21 protein-coding genes are annotated in these 24,657 nt (G+C 44.4%); 9 read left to right on the forward strand and 12 right to left on the reverse strand.

Annotated features, from left to right (window positions below; translation table 11 throughout):
* The first annotated feature begins 85 nt into the window (after positions 1–85).
* Together AB6D58_RS19215 and AB6D58_RS19220 are read left to right on the forward strand one after the other, a co-directional pair.
* The gene (locus AB6D58_RS19215) at positions 86–454 is read left to right on the forward strand and encodes a PilZ domain-containing protein (protein ID WP_371724422.1); all 369 of its coding nucleotides are present in this window, start codon (positions 86–88) and stop codon (positions 452–454) included.
* Between the two features lie 49 nt (positions 455–503).
* Positions 504–1,514, forward strand: a complete 1,011-nt coding sequence (locus AB6D58_RS19220) for a M23 family metallopeptidase (RefSeq protein WP_102321445.1) — start codon at positions 504–506, stop codon at positions 1,512–1,514.
* A 143-nt stretch (positions 1,515–1,657) separates the two neighbouring features.
* On the opposite strand, the gene tyrA is transcribed toward AB6D58_RS19220, so the two are convergent.
* The 3 genes from tyrA to nagZ all read right to left on the reverse strand — a co-directional run bounded on the left by tyrA (position 1,658) and on the right by nagZ (position 5,196).
* Positions 1,658–2,785: a bifunctional chorismate mutase/prephenate dehydrogenase gene (gene tyrA, locus AB6D58_RS19225; protein ID WP_017056144.1), complete on the reverse strand. Its 1,128-nt coding sequence runs from the start codon at positions 2,783–2,785 to the stop codon at positions 1,658–1,660.
* A 101-nt stretch (positions 2,786–2,886) separates the two neighbouring features.
* Positions 2,887–3,960, reverse strand: coding sequence for a 3-deoxy-7-phosphoheptulonate synthase (locus tag AB6D58_RS19230; RefSeq protein WP_017059354.1), 1,074 nt, complete (start codon positions 3,958–3,960; stop codon positions 2,887–2,889).
* 246 nt (positions 3,961–4,206) lie between these two features.
* Positions 4,207–5,196: a beta-N-acetylhexosaminidase gene (nagZ, locus tag AB6D58_RS19235; protein ID WP_372131556.1), complete on the reverse strand. Its 990-nt coding sequence runs from the start codon at positions 5,194–5,196 to the stop codon at positions 4,207–4,209.
* Between the two features lie 121 nt (positions 5,197–5,317).
* On the opposite strand from nagZ, the gene AB6D58_RS19240 reads away from it, so the two are divergent.
* Positions 5,318–6,433 carry an anhydro-N-acetylmuramic acid kinase gene (locus AB6D58_RS19240; protein WP_372158145.1) on the forward strand — a complete coding sequence of 372 codons (1,116 nt, stop codon included), beginning with the start codon at positions 5,318–5,320 and terminating at the stop codon, positions 6,431–6,433.
* A gap of 45 nt (positions 6,434–6,478) precedes the next feature.
* Positions 6,479–7,399 (forward strand): N-acetylmuramic acid 6-phosphate etherase, encoded by a 921-nt coding sequence (murQ, locus tag AB6D58_RS19245; protein WP_032545650.1) that lies wholly within the window; start codon positions 6,479–6,481, stop codon positions 7,397–7,399.
* A 118-nt stretch (positions 7,400–7,517) separates the two neighbouring features.
* Here murQ and AB6D58_RS19250 read toward each other — a convergent pair whose 3' ends face one another.
* Complete coding sequence (locus AB6D58_RS19250; protein ID WP_017059350.1) at positions 7,518–7,868, reverse strand: DUF2799 domain-containing protein; 351 nt, start codon at positions 7,866–7,868, stop codon at positions 7,518–7,520.
* A gap of 374 nt (positions 7,869–8,242) precedes the next feature.
* Here AB6D58_RS19250 and AB6D58_RS19255 point away from each other — a divergent pair, with 374 nt between their 5' ends.
* From AB6D58_RS19255 to btsR, 3 genes are all read left to right on the forward strand, one after another.
* Positions 8,243–9,733, forward strand: a complete 1,491-nt coding sequence (locus tag AB6D58_RS19255) for a carbon starvation protein A (RefSeq protein WP_017062863.1) — start codon at positions 8,243–8,245, stop codon at positions 9,731–9,733.
* Positions 9,734–9,997: 264 nt separating this feature from the next.
* Positions 9,998–11,668, forward strand: coding sequence for a sensor histidine kinase (locus tag AB6D58_RS19260; protein ID WP_017080271.1), 1,671 nt, complete (start codon positions 9,998–10,000; stop codon positions 11,666–11,668).
* 105 nt (positions 11,669–11,773) lie between these two features.
* Positions 11,774–12,505: a two-component system response regulator BtsR gene (gene btsR, locus AB6D58_RS19265; RefSeq protein ID WP_061019027.1), complete on the forward strand. Its 732-nt coding sequence runs from the start codon at positions 11,774–11,776 to the stop codon at positions 12,503–12,505.
* 139 nt (positions 12,506–12,644) lie between these two features.
* Here the strand turns inward: btsR and ispH are convergent, their stop codons facing one another.
* The 6 genes from ispH to murJ all read right to left on the reverse strand — a co-directional run bounded on the left by ispH (position 12,645) and on the right by murJ (position 20,505).
* Entirely contained in the window at positions 12,645–13,601 is a 957-nt protein-coding gene (gene ispH, locus AB6D58_RS19270; RefSeq protein WP_029235087.1) for a 4-hydroxy-3-methylbut-2-enyl diphosphate reductase, read from the reverse strand.
* 156 nt (positions 13,602–13,757) lie between these two features.
* A complete protein-coding gene (gene fkpB / locus AB6D58_RS19275; RefSeq protein ID WP_017059345.1) occupies positions 13,758–14,189 on the reverse strand; it encodes an FKBP-type peptidyl-prolyl cis-trans isomerase in 432 nt (143 codons plus the stop codon).
* Positions 14,190–14,338: 149 nt separating this feature from the next.
* Positions 14,339–14,839: a signal peptidase II gene (gene lspA / locus AB6D58_RS19280; RefSeq protein ID WP_004739521.1), complete on the reverse strand. Its 501-nt coding sequence runs from the start codon at positions 14,837–14,839 to the stop codon at positions 14,339–14,341.
* 157 nt (positions 14,840–14,996) lie between these two features.
* Positions 14,997–17,873, reverse strand: a complete 2,877-nt coding sequence (ileS, locus tag AB6D58_RS19285; RefSeq protein ID WP_372158148.1) for an isoleucine--tRNA ligase — start codon at positions 17,871–17,873, stop codon at positions 14,997–14,999.
* A 63-nt stretch (positions 17,874–17,936) separates the two neighbouring features.
* A complete protein-coding gene (ribF, locus tag AB6D58_RS19290; RefSeq protein WP_372158151.1) occupies positions 17,937–18,872 on the reverse strand; it encodes a bifunctional riboflavin kinase/FAD synthetase in 936 nt (311 codons plus the stop codon).
* Between the two features lie 70 nt (positions 18,873–18,942).
* Positions 18,943–20,505: a murein biosynthesis integral membrane protein MurJ gene (murJ, locus tag AB6D58_RS19295; protein WP_032545655.1), complete on the reverse strand. Its 1,563-nt coding sequence runs from the start codon at positions 20,503–20,505 to the stop codon at positions 18,943–18,945.
* Between the two features lie 251 nt (positions 20,506–20,756).
* On the opposite strand from murJ, the gene rpsT reads away from it, so the two are divergent.
* Entirely contained in the window at positions 20,757–21,017 is a 261-nt protein-coding gene (rpsT, locus tag AB6D58_RS19300) for a 30S ribosomal protein S20 (protein ID WP_004739529.1), read from the forward strand.
* A 317-nt stretch (positions 21,018–21,334) separates the two neighbouring features.
* Here rpsT and AB6D58_RS19305 read toward each other — a convergent pair whose 3' ends face one another.
* Positions 21,335–21,628: a metalloregulator ArsR/SmtB family transcription factor gene (locus tag AB6D58_RS19305; protein WP_004735028.1), complete on the reverse strand. Its 294-nt coding sequence runs from the start codon at positions 21,626–21,628 to the stop codon at positions 21,335–21,337.
* 100 nt (positions 21,629–21,728) lie between these two features.
* Entirely contained in the window at positions 21,729–22,619 is an 891-nt protein-coding gene (gene nhaR, locus AB6D58_RS19310) for a transcriptional activator NhaR (protein ID WP_017059341.1), read from the reverse strand.
* Positions 22,620–23,008: 389 nt separating this feature from the next.
* On the opposite strand from nhaR, the gene AB6D58_RS19315 reads away from it, so the two are divergent.
* A complete protein-coding gene (locus tag AB6D58_RS19315; protein ID WP_136982885.1) occupies positions 23,009–24,154 on the forward strand; it encodes a Na/Pi symporter in 1,146 nt (381 codons plus the stop codon).
* Positions 24,155–24,657 lie beyond the last annotated feature (503 nt).

The following is a 24,657-nucleotide window of genomic DNA, read 5'->3' on the forward strand; positions in this document are numbered from 1 at the left end:
CTTGTATTTTGAACAAAGGCCGCGATAATAGCGGCCTTTGATATATCTGGCTTACGTGTAATGCATCGATATAGAGAGATTACTTATGGTTGAAAGACGTCAATTTTCACGAGTTATTTATCAAGTCCCGACTGAGATCTCACAAGGACAAGTAAAGGTATCAGGCTCAGTGCAAGACTTATCACTCCATGGTTTACTCATTCAATGCAATGAATCAAAACAACTTAGCCATGATGTCCCTGTTCAAGTGAGCTTTAAACTCGAAAACAGTGATATCAATATTCAGTTAGAAGCAACGATAGTCTCTACCATCAATACCTCAATGCGTTTACGCATAGAGCATTTAGATATTGATAGTATCAGCCACCTTAAGCGCCTTGTTGAGCTTAATGTTGGTGACAATGACCTGCTTTATAGAGAGATTGAACACCTTACCGACTTAGGCAAGGAATAATATCTCCATTACCCTTTTTCTATTAGAAGCATTTAGTTAATACAGAACCATGTCTAAAAAAGTGTCCATTACTATTCCCTCTAGTCAGGGGGAACAGACGTTTTACTTCGGCCGTAAAGCCGTGCTCATTTGCACTACTGCCATTTTTTCAGTACCGCTATTGATTGGCGGAGCGGCGTACATGCACTTCGAGAGTAAACAAGAACTCGCACTGCAAGCGGGTGATGCCCAACAGTTGATTGAAACACTGATTGTTGAAAAAGAACAAACAGAATTTCTTTATGCTGAGCAAGTAGAAACCAACCATTCGCTATCGCAAACACTGACCGAGAAAGAAGGCACGATTCAGCTACTTGGTAAGCGTGTATTCGATGTGGAATCAGTACTGGGTCTTGCTGATGAAGATCTGCTTACCGATGATATTTCTTTAGAAGATCGCATTGATGCGGCTGCAGTCGATTCAGCAGTAAGAGCCACAATGTTCCGCTTGATTCCAAACGACAGTCCGATGGCTTATCAACGTATATCTTCTTCTTATGGTAGCCGCACTAACCCTATTTCAGGGAAACGCCATGTACATACTGGTATCGATCTAACGTGTAAGCGTGGTGAAGATATTGTCGCGCCCGCAGATGGAGTCATTGAAACGGTACGCCCAAGTAAAAAAGGCTTCGGCAACTTTATTACTATGCGTCACTCGTTTGGTTTCATGAGTTCTTATGCGCACCTACAGAAGTTCAAGGTACGTAGCGGTCAGTTTGTGAGTAAAGGCGATGTGATTGCGAGCTGTGGTAACTCAGGTAACTCAACCGGCCCACACTTGCATTATGAAGTACGCTTCCTTGGTCGTTCATTGAACCCTCAATACTTGATGGATTGGACACCGGAAAACTTCAACTACGTGTTCGAGAAAGAGAAAAAGGTTAAGTGGGGCCCACTCGTTCAGCTGATTGATAATGTGGTTCGCTTGCAGATCAACCTGACTAACGTGCCTTACATTAGCTCGACCATCGACACCGTATCGAGTGAAGATAGCAAAAAACCTATCACGACTAACTAGTTGTTAATAGCTAAGACCTGTTGATTTGGCCTATGATGGTCTAATTGCTTTTAGTCTACTGTAGGCAAAATGCTTTCATAGCGTTCAGCACAAACAAAAAGAGCGACCAGATGGTCGCTCTTTTTTATGATTTCAAATCAGTATTAACCACGATGAATCGAGTCATGTGCTTGTTTTAGAAGACTTTGGCTCTCTTGCAAGAATTGTTGTGAGTAGTCACCAAACCAATCACTCACTTGGTTGAAGCTCTCAACAAACTTAGCCTTATCTTTGCCATCTAGGATTTCTAACGCTTCTCCGAAACAGCTATGGAAGCGTCGAATCATCTCTATATTCTCATCCGAAGACAGAATGATATCACCGTACAAGTTCGGGTCTTGAGCAAATAGACGACCAACCATCGCAATCTCAAGTCGGTAGATTGGTGAGCTTAGTTTCAGAAGTTGATCAATGTTCGGGTTCTCTTTACTCAGGTGCAAGCCGTAAGCAAAAGAGGTGAAGTGACGAAGTGCTTGAATCAAGGTCATGCCGTGATCGTGTTCAGCTGCATCCATCTGGCAAAGGCTCGCGCCCCAAATACCAAATTGATTCAGTAGCCATTGGTAACTTTCAGAACCACGACCATCACTGTAAACAATCACCTGCTTAGCAAGGCTAGGAACATCAGGACCAAACATTGGGTGCAATCCAACTACTGGGCCTTGATGCATGTTCATCATTGCTTGTAGAGGTTTAGATTTAATTGACGTCAAATCACATAGAATACAATCGCTTGGTAGATTACCTAGCTTCGCAATCACACCTTCCGTTAGGTGAATTGGAACCGTAACAACCACAAGCCCAGCATTATCTAAGATTTCGTCGGCCTTATCCCAATCTTGGCTGCCAAGGATTTTTACTTCGTAGCCAGACAGTTTGAACATACGACCAAACAAGCCACCAAGTTGACCATTACCACCAACGATAACCACTGAACGTAACTCTGGGTTTAGACACTTAAAACCAGAATCTTTCTCACTGGCATAAGACTCACGCATAGTACGACGCAAAATATCTTCGATTAGCTGTGGTGGAACCCCTATTTTCTCGGCTTCTTGACGACGAGATGCCAGCATTGCAGCCTCACGCTCTGGTACATAAATAGGTAAACCATGTTCACTTTTTACTTCACCGACTTTCTCTACTAGAGCCAATCGCTGAGCAAGTAAATCCAACATTTGTTTATCGACAGCATCGATTTGGTCGCGTAATTCGTTCAGTTCAACGGCCATTTTATTCCTTACTAATCTATAAGCCCGTACTAACGCTGATTTCGCTAGTAACAGATCTTAAAATGCCCCATTAGATGAGGCACTTAAATTTAAAACTCTGACTAACCTTTCAAACGGTTCTCTAAGAACGGGACTAATTCCGTATGTGCATGCTTCAATAGTGCCTCAGTTGAATCCCAATTGATACACGCGTCGGTAATAGAAACGCCGTATTTCATCTCATTGAGAGGTATATCCGAAGATTGGTTTCCTTCGTTAATATGGCTTTCAATCATCAGGCCGATAATCGACTTGTTGCCTTCACGAATTTGGTGAATCACATCTTCTGCAACTAAAGGTTGGCGACGGAAATCTTTACGAGAGTTCGCGTGGCTACAGTCGACCATTAGCGCTGCCTCTAAACCAGATTTACCCAGCTCTTGCTCACATTCGTGTACCGATACTGAATCGTAGTTCGTCTGCTTACCGCCACGTAAAATCACGTGACCATTTGGGTTACCTTGCGTTGTTAGTAGTGCAACCTGACCTTCGCGGCTGATACCCATGAAACGGTGGCTAGAAGAAGCCGCCTGCATTGCGTTGATTGCAGTGCCTAGGTTGCCATCGGTGCCGTTTTTAAAACCGATTGGCATTGAAAGACCACTTGCCATCTCACGGTGAGTTTGAGATTCAGTCGTACGAGCGCCAATAGCCGCCCAGCTGAAGGTATCTGCTAGGTATTGCGGGCTAATTGGGTCTAATGCTTCAGTCGCTAGTGGGATTTCCATCTCAGCGAGTTCAACAAGTAGTTCACGACCAACATGCAGACCATGCTCAATATCGAAAGTGCCGTCTAGATGTGGGTCATTGATCAAACCTTTCCAACCGACAGTGGTACGAGGTTTCTCAAAGTAAACACGCATAACAATATACAGTTGATCGCTAAGTTGCTCAGATAAGGCTTTTAGGCGTTTCGCGTACTCTTTCGCAGCTTCAATGTCATGGATAGAACATGGGCCACATACAACAAGCATGCGATGATCTTTCTTATGAATGATGTTTGCGATAGTTTGACGAGACTCTTGAATGAAACGACGAGCATTATCACTCAAAGGCAGTTTTGCTTTTAACTCCTCAGGAGTAATCAGTACCTGTTCGTCGATGATATTGACATTGCTTAATTCACTTTTCTGCATAACTCAACCTGTATATTTATTTTTACACCCAACATTTCCATTTGGGCTAACAATCTTTAAAAACACAATAACAGCTAAAAAAACGATTGCAAGTGTAAACAATAAAAAACATTAACTGTAAATTTTATCTTACACATTGAATTTAGCTCACTCTAAGAGATAAATAGGTTTAAACCATGGATCACACATACAAAAAAGGCGATATTTATCATATCGCCTTATCTAAAATTATTATGTGTTTATTTATCACTCACTGCCTAGCATTCGCTTAATCGTCTCTGAGGTCTCTTTCCACCTAGCATCCGAGTGAAGTTTCGACAAATCAAAGCTGTGTTTTTTAAGCAATGAGTTGGCTAAAGGCACCTCTTGAATCGCTAAGTTATCCAGAGCTTCAATTTGTGCATCTCGTTTATTACACATCAACACCATGTCACAACCTGCATTCAAGGCCGCTTTCGCTCTGTCGGCTGGTCCACCCATTATGGCAGCGCCTTCCATCGTTAAATCATCAGAGAACACCAAGCCTTTAAACCCAAGCTGCTGCTTCAATACTTTCTGCAGCCAATACTGTGAACCGCTCGCAGGTTGATCATCATAGTGAGAGAAAACCACGTGAGCTGGCATCATGGCATCCAATATTCCAGCTTCAATTTGCGCCTTGAAGATTGCCATGTCTGTTTCAAAGATGTCGTCTCTAGGGTCATATGGCGTCTCTAAGTGTGAGTCAGCAATCACGCCACCGTGTCCAGGGAAGTGCTTGCCTGTCGTCGCCATGCCAACCGACTTCATGCCTTTGATGAAAGCGCTGCTATGACGAACAATAGTATCAATATCTTCGCCAAACGCTCGGCTACCAATCGCTTTACAGTCATGGCTTTTGTCTAATACTGGCGCAAAGCTCAGATCGATATCGTGGGCAATCAATTCTGCCGCCATCAGCCAGCCCGCTTGTTCTGCTAACTGTTCGCCATTATTCTTAGTCGCGAATTCTTGAGCAGCTGGGATAATTGAAAAGCCATCGCGGAAGCGCTGAACTCGGCCACCTTCTTGATCGACACCAATCAAAATAGGACGTTTCGCTACCTTACGAATTTCTTTGTTTAACGCCGATAACTGTTTGCTATCGTGGTAGTTTCGAGCAAATAAGATGAGACCACCAACAGTTGGGTGATCTAAAATTTCTCTGTCTTCAGCTGTCAGCTCGTAGCCTGCAACATCAACCCACAACGGTCCCATATTTATCCCTTATTAAACCTAATTTCATAAACTTCCCGAGATTATTCTCTTTAAATTTGCTTTACAATGTTTTTAAACCAATCTGTGGAAGACTTTAAGAATGCAGTGCAAGAGCTTAGAAATGGATCATAAAGAACTGTATATCGGTGTGATGTCAGGGACGAGTATGGACGGTGTTGATACTGCCTTAGTGTCGATTGAAGATACGCGCATCACATTGCTTGCTCATGATGAGTTCCCAATGCCTGACGACCTCAAAGCGCGTCTGCTTGAAGTTTGTATTGGTCAGAAAACCGATTTAATTGCCATTGGAGAACTCGACCACCAGCTTGGCCATCTGTTTGGCGATGCGGTTTTGCAACTTCTCGAAAAGTCAGGTACACCTGCATCTTCTGTGACTGCGATTGGTAATCATGGTCAAACGGTATTCCACCAGCCAAGCGGCGATTCGCCATTTACCATGCAGTTGGGTGATGCCAACATCATTGCCGCTAAAACACAGATTCAAACGGTTGCCGATTTCAGGCGTAAAGACATGGCATTAGGCGGACAAGGTGCGCCATTAGTCCCTGCCTTCCACCATACTATTTTCCAGCCACAAGACAGCTCAGTTGTGGTGTTGAATATTGGTGGTATCTCGAATATTTCAGTGCTGCGCCCTAATCAGCCAACACTTGGTTATGATACTGGCCCGGGCAATATGTTGATGGACGCTTGGGTTGATAAACACACGGGCGATAAGTTTGACCGTGATGCCCAATTTGCGCTTAAAGGTCAGCTCAATCAAGCCTTTCTCGAACAGTTGTTAAATGAATCTTATCTATCTCAAATACCACCGAAAAGTACTGGTAGAGAACTGTTTAATCTACCGTGGCTAGAGCAACAATTAACAGAATTTAAAGATCTTGCAGCAGAAGATGTTCAGCGCACACTTTGCGAATACACCGCATTGACGATAGCCAATGAAGTGGAGACTTATCGCTTGGGTGACCAGCCTGCACTGTATGTGTGTGGCGGTGGTACACGAAATCCATTGTTGATGAAGAGGCTGTCTGAACTGCTTCCAAGTTGGGAGGTTGACTCAACCACCAGTAAAGGCGTGAACGCCGATTACATGGAAGCGATGGCTTTTGCGTGGCTTGCTCAACGTCATATTCATCAACTGCCAAGCAATTTACCAGAAGTGACTGGCGCAAGCAGAGCGGCCTCTCTAGGCGTTCTCTATCGTGCTGACTAAACAACTTTAGAACCATCATTTTAGAATCACCATTTAAGGATCATTATGAGTAACGACGCTCTCATATCAGCGCTCTCGCACCTCGTTTCGGAGGGGAGAAACCCTGACACTATGGATATTGATCTGCTCACCTCTCTCGAAGTGGTTGAAAAGATTAACCAACAAGACAAGCAAGTCCCGCTGGCGATTGAAGCGGAACTGCCACAGATCGCGAAAGCGGTCGATAAAATTGCTCATGTCTTTCAAAACGGTGGTCGACTGATTTATATGGGCGCAGGCACCAGTGGTCGATTAGGTGTGTTAGACGCCTCAGAATGCCCACCGACTTTCGGTGTTTCGGACAAAATGGTTATCGGCTTAATTGCAGGCGGACCAGAGGCGATTTTAAAAGCCAAAGAAGGTGCAGAAGACTCGCTAACTCTCGGCATTGAAGATCTGAAAGCGATTCAGTTTTCAGAAAATGATGTCGTGGTAGGTATTGCTGCGAGCGGTCGCACACCTTACGTGATTGGTGCACTCAACTATGCCAATCAGCTTGGCGCAGTAACGGTTGCATTATCTTGTAACCCTGACTCTCCAATTGCTGAAATCGCTCAAATCGCAATTAGCCCGGTGGTTGGCCCAGAAGCATTGACTGGTTCAACACGACTCAAATCAGGTACAGCACAAAAGCTGGTGCTTAATATGCTGACCACTGCCAGCATGATTCGCATTGGTAAGAGCTACCAAAACCTTATGGTCGACGTAAAAGCGACCAATGAAAAGTTGGTTGCCCGCGCCGCTCGTATCGTTATCCAAGCAACGGAGTGCGATAAAGCACTGGCGGTGTCGACACTTAAAGCGACTGATTACGATGTGAAGTTATCTATTTTGATGATTCTAACAGGGCTAGATTTAGAGTTAGCCAAGGCTCAGCTTGATAAGCAAAATGGCTTCTTGAGAAAAGCCGTCGAGAATAATCAGTAATCTTAATTTGGCTTGTAGCTTCTCATTTAGACAGCTACTTCAACGACATACAAAAAGACCAGCACACACGCGGTACTGGTCTTTTTTTTAGTTTTAATTTTTTATGGCTAGCTTGGGCTTAATAGTCGTTTGAGAACTCGTCCCAGCCGCGTTGCCATTCCATACGGAAACGTTGAGCGTCTTCCGTACCAGAACACACGCCTTCATACACCTGACCAGATAAACCAATCTGATAAGCATGGTTCGGATTACAATATTCAGTCACACCTAGGTGATAACCTTCTGTGTAACTCGCTTGATCGACTGCGCCAAGCTCAGTCATCTCTGAATACGAACGCTGAGTGTGGCCTTTGATACCATCACGATAGCCAATCTCTTGCCAATTGCCTTCAGCTGCTAAATCTTGAACATTGGCGCTGCATCCTGCAAGGCTAAATGCCACGGCGAATAGTACGATTATTTTTTTCATTTCAATCCTTTATATTGTTACTTCACCACTTTCTGACGAAGCGCTGCCTTTGTGGTGATTCTCCGCTGAACGCCTATCGATGTCCACTTATTGTCTAATGTTCGCCACTTTAGGTTCATTCCGACCACTCAGAATCAATAGTCGCCGTTAAGCCAACTCAAACAACCTCTCTATAGAGCTAATAGGCCTCTCGATAGAAATATCGGCCTCTCGATAGAAATATCGGCCACTCATCACAGTGAACAAACCACTAAATCAGTTATAACACCGCTAAATTGGCTATTCGACCACTCACTCTCGTAGCGGAAGTTTCTTCTCATCGACTCCTTTAATATACACCCTGACTTAATTAATACATTCAGGGATAACAAATTATGATGTGGTTTCTTACCTGTGTCGCAGCACTCATTGGTGGCTACTTTATTTACGGTACCTTTATCGAGAAGATTTTCGGTATCAATGAAAAACGCCAAACACCTGCTCACACTAAGCAAGATGGCGTGGACTACGTTCCAATGTCGACACCAAAGGTTTACCTAGTTCAGCTGCTTAACATCGCAGGTGTAGGTCCAATCTTCGGCCCTATCATGGGTGCCCTTTATGGTCCAGCAGCAATGCTTTGGATCGTTCTAGGTTGTATCTTCGCAGGTGCAGTACACGACTACTTCTCAGGTATGTTATCTATCCGTAATGGCGGAGCTTCGGTTCCAACCATCACTGGACGTTACCTAGGCAATGGCGCAAAACACTTTATGAACATCTTTGCCATTGTTCTACTGCTTCTTGTTGGTGTGGTATTCGTATCTGCTCCAGCAGGTATGATCACTAACCTAGTGAACGACCAAACTGATTTCGCGATGTCTGCAACTACGATGGTTGTTATCATCTTTGCTTACTACATCATCGCAACGATTGTCCCTGTCGATAAAATCATTGGTCGCTTCTACCCACTGTTCGGTGCACTGCTTATCTTTATGTCTGTTGGCCTAATCACTGCGATTGGTCTATCTGACGAACACCAAATCATGGGGGGCTTTGAGATCAGCGACATGTTCACCAACATGAACCCGAATGACCTACCACTTTGGCCTGCTCTCTTCATCACTATCGCATGTGGTGCTATCTCTGGCTTCCACGCCACTCAGTCTCCTCTGATGGCGCGTTGTATGGAAAACGAGAAGAACGGTCGCTTCGTATTCTACGGCGCAATGATTGGTGAAGGCATCATCGCTCTAATCTGGTGTGCACTTGCTCTGTCTTTCTTCGGTTCGGTTGAGTCTCTGTCTGACGCAATTGCAAACGGCGGCCCAGGTAACGTGGTATACAGCGCTTCATTTGGTCTACTGGGTGTATTTGGCGGTATCCTTGCTTTCCTTGGCGTGGTTATCCTACCAATCACTTCTGGTGACACAGCGTTCCGTTCAAGCCGTCTTATCCTTGCTGAATACTTCAACATGGAACAGAAAACACTGCGTAACCGTCTACTAATGGCGTTACCACTGTTCGTTATCGGTGGCATCCTGACTCAAGTTGATTTCGGTATCATCTGGCGCTACTTCGGTTTTGCTAACCAATCAACAGCCGTAATGATGCTGTGGACAGCTTCAGCTTACCTACTTCGCCACAACAAACTGCACTGGGTAACAACAGTTCCAGCTATCTTCATGACGTCTGTGTGTATCACATTCATCCTGAACAACAGCCAACTGGGCTTCGGTCTACCAATGCAAATCTCAACCATCATTGGTGTGGTGAGTGCGCTAGGTGTTGCGGCTTACGTTATTAAAATTTCAAAAGGCAAAGGCGATATCGACCTAGCTGATGAAGAAGAGAAAGAAGCAAAAGGCGTTACCAAAACAGCCTAGTTCTTTAAGGCTCTTGGGAACAAGAGACCAATCTTCAGAGAATGAGACAAAAGAACAGCCAAACACAACTTCGCTTGCTCCCGTAATCACTCAGTGATTCGTGGAATCTAAGACTAAAGCCCGTCCACTGTGATGGGCTTTAGTGTTTTCAGGCGTTAGTGCTTTCGACTCTGGGAAGCGAATATAACCTACGAAAACACAAGCAAAGCTACCGTTACCAAGCAATGAGCTTTACACTTAACAAGCGTCTCAATAGGTGAAAATATGGAACTCATTCTCTCTCTGCTGCAACAAACCTGCGTCTACTTAGTGATTGCTTACATGCTGAGTAAAACACCACTGATTCTCCCTTTGTTGAGCATCTCATCTCGCTTAAGCCATAAGATCAGCTGCTACGTTCTGTTTTCCCTGTTCTGCATTATGGGTACCTATTTCGGACTGCAGATCAATGATGCCATCGCCAACACGCGTGCGATGGGTGCGGTAATGGGAGGTCTGTTTGGCGGCCCTGTCGTTGGCTTTGCCGTCGGCTTTACTGGTGGAATTCACCGTTACTCATTAGGCGGCTTCACAGACTTGGCTTGTGCGATTTCAACCACAGCAGAAGGCTTGATTGGCGGCCTGTTACACGTTTATCTCGTGAGAAAGAACAAAGCCAGCCAACTGTTTAATCCGTTAGTGGTTTTCTCGGTAACCCTGTTTGCAGAGATCATTCAGATGCTGATTCTGCTGGCGGTCGCAAAACCCTTCGAACAATCCTATGCTCTGGTCTCCGATATTGCGGCGCCAATGATCATCGCTAACTCGGTCGGTGCAGCACTGTTCATGAGCATCATCCAAGACAGAAAAACCATCTTCGAAAAGTACTCGGCTACCTTCTCACGCCGCGCACTGACCATTGCCGAACGTTCGGTGGGTATTTTGCATGGTGGGTTCAATTCCGATAACGCACAAAAAATCGTACGTATCGTTTATGAAGAGACCAACGTAGGGGCGGTAGCGATTACCGACCGAGAGAAAATCCTCGCGTTCGTTGGTATTGGTGATGAACACCATATTCCGAACACCCCGATTTCATCGCAAAGCACGCTCACTTCGATGGAACAGAACGACATCATCTACCTTGATGGCAAAGAGAACCCATACCAATGCTCCTTGTCGCAGGATTGTAAATTGGGTTCTGCGTTGATTATTCCATTGCGCGCGGGTAACGAAGTGGTCGGCACCATCAAACTGTATGAGCCAAAGCTGAAACTATTCTCAACTATCAATATGTCGATGGGTGAAGGTATCGCTCAACTATTATCGAGCCAGATCCTATTTAGCAACTACCAGCAGCAGCAAACGCTACTGACACAAGCAGAAATCAAACTGCTGCACGCTCAAGTGAACCCGCACTTCTTGTTCAATGCGCTTAATACTATCAGCGCAGTAACACGTCGTGACCCAGATAAAGCTCGAGAGTTGATTCAACACCTGTCTCACTTCTTTAGAAGCAACCTAAAGCAGAACATCAACACCGTGAAGCTCAAAGACGAACTGGCACACGTCAACGCTTACCTGACCATAGAGAAAGCACGCTTTACCGATCGACTAGAAGTGGAATGGGATATCGACCCGCAGTTATATGAATCTCAATTGCCGAGCTTTACCCTGCAACCGCTGGTAGAAAACGCCATCAAACATGGGATATCTAATATGTTGGAAGGCGGTAAAGTAAAGATCTCTAGCGAGGCTTTCGAGGGTGGGTTCAAGTTAACCGTTGAAGACAATGCAGGTAATTATCAGAAGCCATCTCAAGATCATGTAGGATTAGGGATGGAAATTGTTGATAAACGACTCACTAATTTCTTTGGACAAGATTCAGCACTAAAAATAGAATCTCAACCACAGCAATTTACTCGAATGAGTTTTATCATACCTATACTCAAATAATGGTATTTTCGGAGACGGATCGCTCCGAGTTGAAACATTTAGAAGCAGACATTTAAAAGATAAGCGTGAACCAAGCAGGGATAGAACCAAGATGAAGATTGTAGGATGTTAAAGGCACTAGTTATCGATGATGAGCTTTTTGCTCGCGAAGAGCTGATTGAGCTGCTGACCGAAACCGGAGAAGTGGAAGTCATTGGCCAAGCGAGTAATGCAATTGAAGGGCTAAAGCAAATCAACCTTCTCAAGCCTGACGTGGTGTATTTGGACATTCAAATGCCTCAGGTTACTGGGATTGAATTGCTGAGCATGCTTGACCCAGAAACCATGCCCTACGTGGTATTTGTGACCGCCTACGATCAATATGCGATTCAAGCCTTTGAAGACAATGCCTTTGACTACCTACTCAAACCCGTTGAACCTTGTCGATTAAATAAGAGTGTTTGCCGCCTGAATAAGGTCATCAAACAAAATCAGAAAGCACCAGAACAGAACATCTCAGCGATTGCTCCCTGTCACTTAGAGCAAATCCCATGTATTGGTCATAACCGCATTGTGATCATGGCAAGCCAAACGGTAGAGTGCGCCTATTCCGATATCAGTGGTGTGCATGTTCGTAGCTCATCGCAAACCGCAACCTCACAGTTAACACTAAAGATCTTGGAAGAAAAGACCGATTTGATCCGCTGTCATCGACAGTATTTGATCAACATAAAATCGATCCAAGAGATCAAACTGCTAGAAAATGGATTAGCAGAGATCATTACCCTGACTGGCTTTGAAGTCCCGGTGAGTCGTCGTTATTTAAAGACTTTAAAAGAGCAACTCGGTCTCCAGTAACGCGTTAGAATTAGACGCCTTGTTCCAAAGCACGATCAAAAAAGCCAACGTATCAACGTTGGCTTCCTGCTGTTTACAAATCAATAGTGTTTGCAAATCGATAGTGTTACGCATCGATCTTGTCACCAATCAATAGAGATTAGTCGACTTGCTTAATCTGTAGCTCTTTTGGTACTTCAAAGAACATGTTCTCTTCACGACCTTGAATCTCTTCAACGTCAGTCGCACCTAGCTCACGAATACGATCTAGAATTTGGTTTACCAGCTCTTCAGGAGCAGAAGCACCGGCTGTTACACCGATTTTCTTTTTCCCTTCAACCCACTCGGTTTGAATGTCTTCAGGACAGTCAGTTAGGTAGCCTGGTGTGCCTAGTTTCTCAGCTAGCTCTTTTAGACGAGTTGAATTCGATGAGTTCTTAGAACCAACCACTATCACCACATCAACGTCATTCGCCATCTCACGCACAGCGTCTTGACGGTTTTGAGTCGCGTAACAGATGTCGTCTTTACGTGGGCCTTGAATCTCAGGGAACACTCGACGTAGCTCTTCAATCACATCTGCAGTTTCATCTACTGATAGCGTAGTTTGGCTAACATAGTGCAGGTTACTTGGATCATTCACCACGAGGTTCTGTACGTCCTCTGGTCTTTCAACCAAGTACATACCACCAGTTTGGCTCGCGTACTGACCCATAGTGCCTTCCACTTCAGGGTGACCTGCGTGGCCAATCAGTACCACTTCCATATGTTTGCGGCTCGCACGAGCAACCTCCATATGAACTTTAGTCACCAAAGGACACGTCGCATCAAATACCGTTAACTCACGCTCTTTCGCTTCTTTACGAACCGCTTGAGAAACACCGTGAGCCGAAAAGATCACGATGTTGTCGTCTGGCACCTCACTCAGTTCTTCGACAAAAATAGCACCACGCTGCTTGAGCCCCTCAACAACAAAGCGGTTGTGTACCACTTCATGGCGAACATAGATCGGTGGCTGATACATTTCGAGTGCACGCTCTACGATGCTGATCGCACGATCGACACCGGCACAAAAGCCACGAGGGTTAGCTAACATTATTTTCATTTCATTGCTCATCATTTACCGCGGTACTAAGGTTGCTTCTATAGAGTTCGCCGTCAGCGAGGTTCGCATTCTACAGTGAAGCGTCTAGACAGTGAAGCTCTGGGTGAGATCACAGCTGTAAGGCTATCTTATTCTAGCGTGAAGACAGCTATTCTAACGTTAAGAGAGTTATTCTACCGTTAAGATATTGACGTCAAAGCTAACGTCTTGACCAGCGAGTGGGTGATTAAAATCAACCGTCACTGAATCACCTGCGATCTCAGTAATAATACCTGGAATTTCCATACCGTCAGGACCTGAAAATGCCATGATAGTGCCCACTTCAACTTCAGAGTCGCCAACAAACTTAGCACGATCCATATAGTGAATATGATCTGGGTTTGGCATACCAAACGCGTCTTCCGCCTTCAGTTCGATAGACTTTTCAGTGCCGGCTTCAAGTCCAAGTAAGCACGCTTCAAAGTTCTCACTTAGGCTGCCATCACCCATGACGAACTTCGCTGGTTTGCCCATGTTCTCCGTACTATCGGCAACTGAACCATCCTTCATTTTAATCGTAAAATGTAGAGTTACTGCTGAATCATTTTTAATTGCTGCCACGTTACTTTCCTTAGACTTCTTTATTATTTGAGGATGCGCTGTGCTTTGCTTCCTTGTTGACTGAAGCATAAAAAAAAGCGCCGTCGGAATCAACCGACAGCGCTTAGGGCTATTCTATTCTGTGAGTCATAGACTGACTTTGAAGCAAGCTATTTGCTTTCGTCTTTCTTACGGAAACCATCTAAGATGATCATCGCAGCACCGATACAGATTCCCATATCCGCTAAGTTAAATGCAGGCCAGTGGTAAGTGCCCCAGTAGAAGTCTAAGTAATCGACAACAAAGCCATGTACGACTCGGTCAAACACATTACCTACTGCACCACCAATGATGATCGCATAAGCAATGTTATTCCACTTCTCTGTTGCTGGTAGTTTGCTCATCCAGTACGTCAGCATACCTGTTACCGCAAATGCGATACCCGTAAATAACCAACGCTGCCAACCACTTTGATCACTCAAGAAGCTAAACGCTGCACCGTAGTTATGCACGTACAAAAAGTTAAAGAATGGCAGCACCTCAATACGGTTTGCCCAACCATAACCCATATTGTCCATGACAAAGAGTTTAATGCCGATATCAGCCAAGAAGACCAATAGAGCCAGCCATAACCAACGTACACCAGATTGTTTTAACGAAACTTCACTCATTTCTATTCCTAGTATTTACGAAGTTGGTATTCATTGTTAGTCACCTTACGTGACCTTGATTACCAACTTGGTTAAACACATTTCCTATAACTAAAAATAACCCCAGTTGATACTGGGGCTATGATTTTTACAAAAAGTTCAGTCTTTCTCTGAGTCGTTATGCGAACTTACGCACTTCGCCTTCACCGTCGATGTTCGACACACAACGACCACAAACTTTCTCGTGGCCTTCGATAGTGCCTACATCTGGAGTGTGGTGCCAGCAACGGTCACACTTCTCAGCTTCAGTAGCCGCAACTTCAACGAATAGACCAGCAACGTCTGTCGCTTGCGCTGCATCAGACTTCTCGCTCAGTGGCTTAACAACAGCTGCAGAGGTGATAAGTACGAAACGTAGCTCATCTTCTAGCTTGTTGATTTTAGCCGCTAGTGCATCGTCAGCGTATAGAGTCACTTCAGCTTGCAGTGCACCACCGATCGTTTTCTCTTTGCGAGCATCTTCAAGAAGCTTGTTCACTGCGCCACGAACAGACTGGATTTCAGTCCAGAATTCGTTGCTTAGCTCTTCGCCTTCTGCAAGACCAAATAGACCTTCGAACCACTCACCTGTGAATACGAACGTGTCGCGCTGCTCTCCAGTTGGTAAAGAGCTTGGCATTTCGTTCCAAATTTCATCTGCAGTGAACGACATGATAGGTGCCATCCAACGAACTAGAGCTTCTACGATGTAGTAAAGCGCCGTTTGACAGCTACGTTGAGCATGGCTGCCCTGCTTCGCTGTGTACTGACGGTCTTTGATTACGTCTAGGTAGAAAGAACCCATTTCGATAGAACAGAACTGCATTAGACGTTGAGTCACACCGTGAGTGTTGTACTCGCCGTATGCTTTAACAATCTCTTCTTGTGCAGCTTGAGCACGGCCAACAGCCCAGCGATCAAGTGCAACCATCTCTTCAGCAGGAACTAGGTCAGTTTCAGGGTTGAAACCGTTCAAGTTCGCTAGGAAGAAACGAGCCGTGTTACGAATACGACGGTAAGCATCCGCTGAACGCTTCAGGATTTCATCAGAAACCGCAACTTCACCCGTGTAGTCTGTAGAAGCAACCCATAGACGCAGGATATCTGCACCTAGCTTGTTGGTTACGTCTTTAGGAGCAACAACGTTACCGATAGATTTAGACATCTTACGGCCGTTACCATCCACTACGAAACCGTGCGTTAGTACTTGCTTGTACGGTGCTTCGTCTTTCATCGCGATAGATGAAATTAGAGAAGACTGGAACCAGCCACGGTGTTGGTCTGAACCTTCAAGGTAAAGATCAGCACTGTGAGTGCGCTCTTCGTTCAGGAAGTTGTACTCTTCACGAGAATCAACAACAGAGAAGTGCGTAACACCTGAGTCGAACCATACGTCTAGCGTATCCATTACTTTTTCGTACTTATCAGCGTCTTCTGCGCCCATAAGTTCAGCAGCGTCTACATCCCACCAAGCTTGAATGCCTTTCTCTTCAACTAGCTTCGCAACTTTTTCAATAAGCGCTGGGCTTTCTGGGTGAAGTTCTGCTGTTTCTTTATGAACAAACAAAGCAATTGGCACACCCCAAGTACGTTGACGAGAGATACACCACTCAGGACGACCTTCAACCATGCCTTCGATACGGCTTTGACCCCATTCAGGCAACCACTCAACACTCTTGATTGACTCTAGTGCTTTAGCACGTAGGCCAGCTTGATCCATAGAGATGAACCATTGTGGCGTTGCGCGGAAGATGATTGGAGTTTTGTGTCTCCAACAGTGTGGGTAGCTGTGCTCGTAAGCGTGGTGATGCAGAAGTGCACCTTTCTCTTTTAGAACTTCTAAAACAGAGTCGTTCGCTTTGAATACGTGCTGACCAGCAAATAGCTCTGTATCTGGCAGGTAAACGCCGTTAGAACCAACTGGGTTAGCGATTTCTAGGTTGTACTTTTTACCAACCACGAAATCTTCTTGACCGTGACCAGGCGCAGTGTGAACCACACCAGTACCTGAATCTGTTGTTACGTGATCGCCAAGAACTGCAGGAACAGTAAAGTCGTAGAACGGGTGGTTGAACTGAGAAAGCTCAAGATCAGCACCTGTAGCAAAACCAAGGTTGTGGAAGTGCTCGATACCTGCACGATCCATTACGTCTTTTGCTAGTTCAGAAGCAACAACGATACGTTGAGCAGGCTGGTCGCCATTCGCTTCAACTTGGATAAGCACGTATTCAAGATCATCACGTAGACATACTGCGCGGTTAGCAGGCAGAGTCCATGGTGTTGTTGTCCAGATAACGATAGAAATTTCGCCTTGACCCGCATGACCTTCAGCTAGAGTAAATTTCTCTAGAAGCGCCGCTTCGTCAGCTGCTGTAAATTTCACATCGATAGATGGAGAAACTTTATCTTTGTATTCAACTTCAGCTTCAGCCAGAGCAGAACCACAATCAGTACACCAGTGAACGGGTTTGAAACCTTTAAGAAGGTGACCTTTGTCTGCGATTTTGCCAAGAGAACGAATGATGTTCGCTTCTGTGCCAAAATCCATAGTGCGATAAGGTTTGTCCCACTCGCCCATGATGCCAAGACGTTTGAAGCTCTCTTTCTGACCTTCAACTTGACCCGCAGCGTACTTTCGACACTCTTCGCGGAATTCAGCCGCCGAAATCTTCTGACCAGGCTTACCTTTCTTCTTCTCAACCATTAGCTCGATTGGAAGACCGTGACAGTCCCAACCAGGGATGTACGGTGCATCAAAACCAGAAAGGGTCTTAGATTTGATAATAATGTCTTTAAGAATCTTATTCAGCGCGTGGCCAATGTGAATATCGCCGTTCGCGTATGGAGGGCCATCATGCAGTACGAAAGATTTTTTACCTTTCTTTGCCTTACGGATTTCGCCGTAAAGATCTTCTTTGTACCAACGCTTCAGCATTTCTGGCTCACGATTTGCCAGATTGCCGCGCATTGGGAACCCTGTTTCTGGTAAGTTCAGGGTATCTTTATAATCACTCATCGATTCTTAATTCCGTTATATTGGGCGAAGTTAGACATTATGTTAATCGGTGGAATCATCCGATTAATTCTTTAGCTGAAGCAGCCACACCCTTGCGGCTTCAGCATCCAATTCTATTTGATTCTTTAGTGCGTCGAACGATTCAAATTTTATCTCGTCGCGCAGTTTGTGCAAAAGTCGTACTTCTAACTGTTTACCATATAAATTGGCTTTAAAGTCAAAAAAATGCACTTCCAATTGCTGCCTTACCCCATTAACTGTTGGTCGTTGTCCAATATTAGCAACGCCACCGACAGGAACACCGTCGATATCCAAAGCTTCAACAACATACACTCCCGATACAGGAGAAACACAACGCTTTAATGGAATATTAGCGGTAGGGAAACCGATAGTTCTCCCTAGTTTTCGACCATGGGACACTCGACCACTAATACTGTAATCACGTCCTAACATGGTAGCACTTGCAGCCAAGTCATCGACCGCTAATGCATTTCGTATCTCAGTACTGCTTACTCGTAATTGGTTTAAGCAATAGCTTTGGGTGCTGACCACCTCAAAACCGTACTTCTCGCCCGCCTCTTTGAGCATAGCGAAATTACCGGTACGACCTTTACCAAAGCAAAAATCGTCACCAACCACCAAGAACTTCACACCAAGCTTATCAACCAAAAGATCCTTAATGAATGCTTCCGCGGATAAACTTGCAAAATACTGATTAAAATTAACACACAATAAGCGACTGATATCTAGCTTACTCAGTTGCACGTATTTGTCTCGTAAACGAGTTAAACGTGCTGGCGCTCCATCTCGGGCAAACAGCTCCATAGGCTGCGGTTCAAACGTCATAACAACAGAAGGTAGCCCTAATGCTGCAGCTTGTTTAGAAACCTGACTCAAAACCTCTTGATGTCCTAAATGAACACCATCGAAGTTACCTATGGTTAATACACAGCCATGATGCTGCGCTTTAATATTGTGTATACCTCGGATCAGTTCCATTATGATCAGCTAAAACCTGTTATTTGCATCATTTATTGTGTGAAACCGACGGATTATATACTAATCAGTATTAATCTGTCGCTGCTTTTAAATGTTTTACTCGGATACCTAAAATCAGTACCGAAACAATATAAACAAAGCCACCAAGTCCAATCAAGCCAGTTAATGTCAGCGCTCTCTGGCTAAAGCTCCATTCAAGCCAATGTTGCATATTATCCAGCTGCCATAAAATAGCCGCTACCATCACCACACCTGAGATAATTAATTTGGCACTGAACAACAAGGTTGTCTTAGTTAATTGATACACACCCGCAAGGTGCAATCCTCGATATAACAAGGCCATATTCACAAAGGCAGACAGTGCCGTCGCAATCGCCAAACCCACATAGCCATAAAAATAAGCAAAGATCGCGTTAAACACCATATTGGTCACCATAGCGATAATGCCGTACTTAACCGGTGTTTTGGTATCTTGGCGAGAGTAATAGCCCGGAGCTAAAACTTTAATCAGCATGAAATTAAGCAAGCCTGATGCGTAAGCTACCAATGACATCGATGCTTGCTGTACATCGTGTGGAGAGAACTCACCACGCATAAATAGCACCATCAACATGGGTTTAGCTAAAACGATAAGACCTAACATCGCAGGAATACCAAGCAGCAACACCATGCGCACGCCCCAATCCATGGTATGCGCGAACCCTTCCCCTTGAGCATCTACGTGTTTACGAGACAAAGCAGGAAGAATCACAGTCGCAATCGCGATACCGAACAAACCGAGAGGAAATTCAAGCAGTCGGTCTGAGTAGTACAACCAACTGATAGAGCCTGTTGCGAGGAAGCTGGCAATAAAGGTATCAAACAATAAGTTGATTTGGCTGACCGATACACCGAACAGAGCAGGGATCATTAATGTGCGGATCTTAACCACACCCGGGTCTCTCCATCCCCACTTCGGCTTAACCAACACACCCGCTTTGATCAAGAAAGGCATTTGGAAAAGGAATTGGACTAAGCCACCAAGAAACACACCAATAGCCAAACCAATTTCTGGTTGTTCTAAATTAGGTGAGATAAACCATGCAGCGCCTATGATCATCACGTTCAAGAACACAGGAGTAAAAGAAGAGACCGCAAATTTACCTAATGTATTAAGAATGGCACCAGATAAAGCGACGAAGGTGATAAACCATAAATAAGGAAAGGTAATCTTGAGCATAAAGCTCGCTAGCTCAAATTTGGGTGCTGATGGGCCATCATTTAGCCAGTCGATAAACCAACCCGCACCAAACATCGCGGTGATCACGCCAGAGCCCAATACCCCGATGACGGTGACAATAGAAACTAAAACCCCGAGCGTCCCCGACACCTTAGCAATTAAATCTCGTGTCTTATCTTTATCACCTGCGGCGTGATATTCCGTTAATACAGGAACAAACGCTTGAGAAAACGCACCTTCTGCAAAAAGTCGACGTAAGAAATTAGGAATTTTATTAGCGAAGAAAAATACGTCGGCACTCGCTCCTGCCCCCATCAAATTTGCTACTACTACATCACGTACTAGCCCCAATACACGGGAAACAAAAGTCATTGCGCTGACAATCAGGCCTGACTTTAATAGTCGTTTACTCACAGAAACCTCTGACACTGGTTGATTACTTTCAAGCGAGGATAAATACTATCCTGTCCTAAGAAGCATATTTATTAGCATTGGTCTAAAAATGCTGTTAGAATCCCCGCCATCTTAACCGCGATGACCTTTCCATACCAAAGTTTGTTTGGCTACGATTGGTTTTTGCACAAATCATTTGACAATTAAGCGCTAATGAGGGATAGTCCTCGCCCTTAAATTGTCACCGAACTAAGTTTTTGGGAGTTAGACCCTTGGCAAACAGTAAATCTGCTAAGAAGCGCGCTATCCAAGCTGAGAAACGTCGCCAGCACAATGCTAGCCGTCGTTCTATGATGCGCACTTACATGAAAAAGACTATCGCAGCTATCGCAGCTGGTGATAAAGAAGCTGCAACTGCTGCTCTTGTAGAAGTTACACCACTTCTTGACCGTATGGCGACTAAAGGCCTTATTCATAAGAATAAAGCTGCACGTCATAAGTCTCGTTTCGCTGCTGCAATCAAAGCTCTTTAATAGAAATTTGATTACAACGCAAAACGAAAAAAACCGGCCTAGGCCGGTTTTTTTATATCTAAATTTTGAGTAACGCTTTTATTTTACGTGCTAACAGCCGTTTTTCTGACCGATAAACAATTTAAGCAGATAGATAAAACAAACAATCAGAAAAATAAATAGAGAAGCAAATTGGTACGTAGATAGATAGATAGATAGATAGATAGATAGATAGATAGATAGATAGGTAGGTAAACACTAACGTTCAATGTGAAATGCTAACACTTCCTTGTGTTATTCTATCGCTGATAAGAAATCCCCCTCCCACCAGCAATAAGCTACTTGCAGTAAATACCATGCAGTAGGTTAATCATCGCTTTTACTTCTTCACTACTCAATGTGTAATACACAGTTTGAGCTTCTTTGCGAGTTTCGACCAAACCATCTCTTCTCAACCAAGCAAGATGTTGAGATAAAGCAGACTGACTCAGTTCCAACTTGCCACACAACTCCCCAACCGACAGTTCAGTGCCATGTAATAGGCACAAAATCTGTAAGCGACGCTCGTTAGCCATGGCTTTGAGTAGAATCACAGCTTGTGCTGAGTTCTTCTCCATCTCTTTTAAGTTCATAGTTTGGCTCCCTACAACCTTTACGCCAACTACGGGCTATCAGTATTTCCGGCATATTGCGGAGTTATGATAATCGATATCAATTCATTAACAAACTATCTCACTCGAACAATTTGCTAAAATCTGCGTCACATACGTTTTTTACTGCTGGATGTTGGATCATCCTCTCAGCAAATATGACGTAGTACTCCTCTTTTAACTCTTCAATACCGCCTAATAGTTGCAGTGATGTGTCGTCTTCCACTTCAGACATATAAATCGTCGGTGCTAAAAATATTACGTCATGATGGTAACGAGCAAAAGCCTTCATCAATGCGGCATCATCAAACTCACCTAAAATATCTGGCTTAAGCCCTTGTCTATCAAACCATTGCAGCACTTTACGACCCATTGAGGTTCGGCTGCCAGGGATCAAAAGCTTTCTTTGCTCCAATACAGCAGGGAAATTAACCCCTTCAACCTGACCTGAACTAAAAAAGCTCATTCCACTCTCACCCAGCTTTTTACTGAACAGGCCCGGGCTTTGACTAGAGTCCACCGGACAGTCAGACAAAATCATATCGAGCTTATGTTGAGAGAGTTGCTCAAGTAGCATTTCATGGGTCGATTCAAAACAGCGCAAGTGAATGCTGTTATCTGGAGGGATGGTCGACATCAGTATCTTACTGACGAGTCTTTTAGAGAGCGCATCCGCGACGCCAACATCAAACAGAATATTGGAGTGCTGGCTGTAATTCACGATGTCCAGCATCTCGTAACTCAGGCCAAACATACGATCGGCATATTTAAAGACCAGTTGCCCAAGCTCTGTAGGCTCAACACTTCGGCCATTACGCTTGGTCAACTTGCCATCCATGCGTTCTTCTAAGGCTTTTATCTGCCCCGTTACCGTTTGTGGTGTTAGGAATAGGGCTTCTGCAGCTTTAGTAACAGAGCCTTGCTTGCAAACCATCCAGAAGTAATACAGATGGTTGTAGTTGAGGTGCGACATAGATGTGCCGTAATAAAAGAGTAGATACCCTTTTATATCAAATATGACACCGCCACTCAACAAACTCGGAAAAACCTAACCAAACATAGATTTACCACTTATTTTTTCGAAGTGTCTGATTTCATAATGTAATATTTCATCGATTATTTTCAATTTTTTTCTAACTTTTAAGATCTATATCACCTATAGAATTTCCATTAAAAAACAATTTAAAACAACAACTTAAAACAACCACATTAGCAATTGGAATATTTAAAGAGTAAATCATCACAAAAAAGTCGCACCTAAACCAAAATGTAATATTACTGAAATATTTCCCCTCTAACATCACGCTCAGATTAAACAAACAGACCAAACACAGACTTAAACGGTCCAATGGAGAAAACATTATGAACCAAGCTACTACTGCAGCAGCGCCTATCTCGAGCACTACTCGTTGGCTACGCTGGGCTAACTTGGCATTCATGCTTTACCTACTATTACTTTCAGTTTCAATGGTTGGTACAGGCTTCAAATGGGCAACAGGCGAGCAAGCAAAGGTTCTTTTCGAATTTGCTTCACACCCAGTTGCAGGCTTAATGATTGGTTTAGTAGCAACAGCGCTTATTCAATCATCAAGTACAGTTACTTCAATTATCGTTGGCCTTGTGGCAGGTGGTTTACCTGTTGAGCTAGCAATTCCTATGATCATGGGTGCTAACATTGGTACTACGGTAACCAATACGCTAGTTAGCCTTGGTCACGTTCGTTGTAAAGAAGAGTTCAAACGTGCATTCGCAAGTGCGACAATCCACGACTTCTTTAACCTATTAGCCGTTGCTATCTTCCTACCACTAGAGATGGCGTTTGGAATTCTAGAGAAAATTTCTCACTGGTTAGTATCACCGATGCTAGCAACAGGTGATATGAGCATGGGTGGTCTTAACTTCATCAAGCCAATCACTAAGCCTGTTGTAAGTGCGATTAAAGAACCACTATCAACGTTTGGCGACACTGTTGGCGGCATCATACTTATCGCTCTAGGTATCGCAACTATCTTCGTAGCTATTACTGTAATGGGTAAGCTGATGAAGAGCCTAATGGTTGGTCGTGCTCGTGAGATTCTAAAGAACGCAATCGGTCGTGGTCCAATCCACGGTATCGCTTCTGGCTCTATCGTGACTATCCTTGTTCAGTCTTCTTCTACGACAACAAGCTTGATGGTTCCACTAGTAGGTTCAGGTGTTCTTAAAGTACGTGACGTTTACCCATTCACTCTGGGTGCGAACATCGGTACATGTATTACGGCTCTACTTGCAGCTACAGCAGTGTCTGGTGAGTTCGCAGTATTCGCACTACAAATTGCTCTAGTACACTTGGTGTTCAACATCATGTCAACGGTATTCATCTTCGGTATCCCGTTCCTACGTGAACTTCCAGTTAAAGCGGCAGACATGATTTCAGACATGGCTGTGAAGAACAAAGCTGTAGTGGCTGGTTACCTTGTTGCGGTATTCCTTGTACTGCCTGGTAGCGTGTTAGCTCTTACCGCTTAATAGCAAAATAAACATCGCTTATAGCAAAGCCCGCTACCTCCTAGGTTGCGGGCTTTTTCTTTTTAAGAGCAGATACGGGATTCGGGTAAACGAGTAACGAAGAGCTAAAATCAAATTCGAGATATGAGTAAGCTTGTGACAAGAGCTGAAACTGATACGATATAAGAGTAAATCGGTAAGGTAAGCATTACTCACCAAAGAAGTCCGTTCTAGCTCTTCGTATCCCGCATCTCGTTTACCCGCATCTATATATTTCCGTCATTCCCTACAGCGAGGAACGAGCGTGATAGGGAATCCCACAAACACACCACGAAAGAGACTCCCAACTCCTTCCTTCGTCAGTCTAGGGAATGATGAATCGAAAAAAGATTCGAGATGCGTGTAAGCGAGTATCGAAGAGAAAGAGCCAATGCGCGTTGAGAGTATACGAGTAACATAGTAAGCGTGTCATGAACACCGCATTCTAATCCTTCAGCACGAAGAATAAGATCAACTCTCCAACC

Origin of the sequence: Vibrio sp. 10N.239.312.D08 (assembly GCF_041466145.1) — a bacterium.
Classification (GTDB): domain Bacteria; phylum Pseudomonadota; class Gammaproteobacteria; order Enterobacterales; family Vibrionaceae; genus Vibrio; species Vibrio crassostreae_C.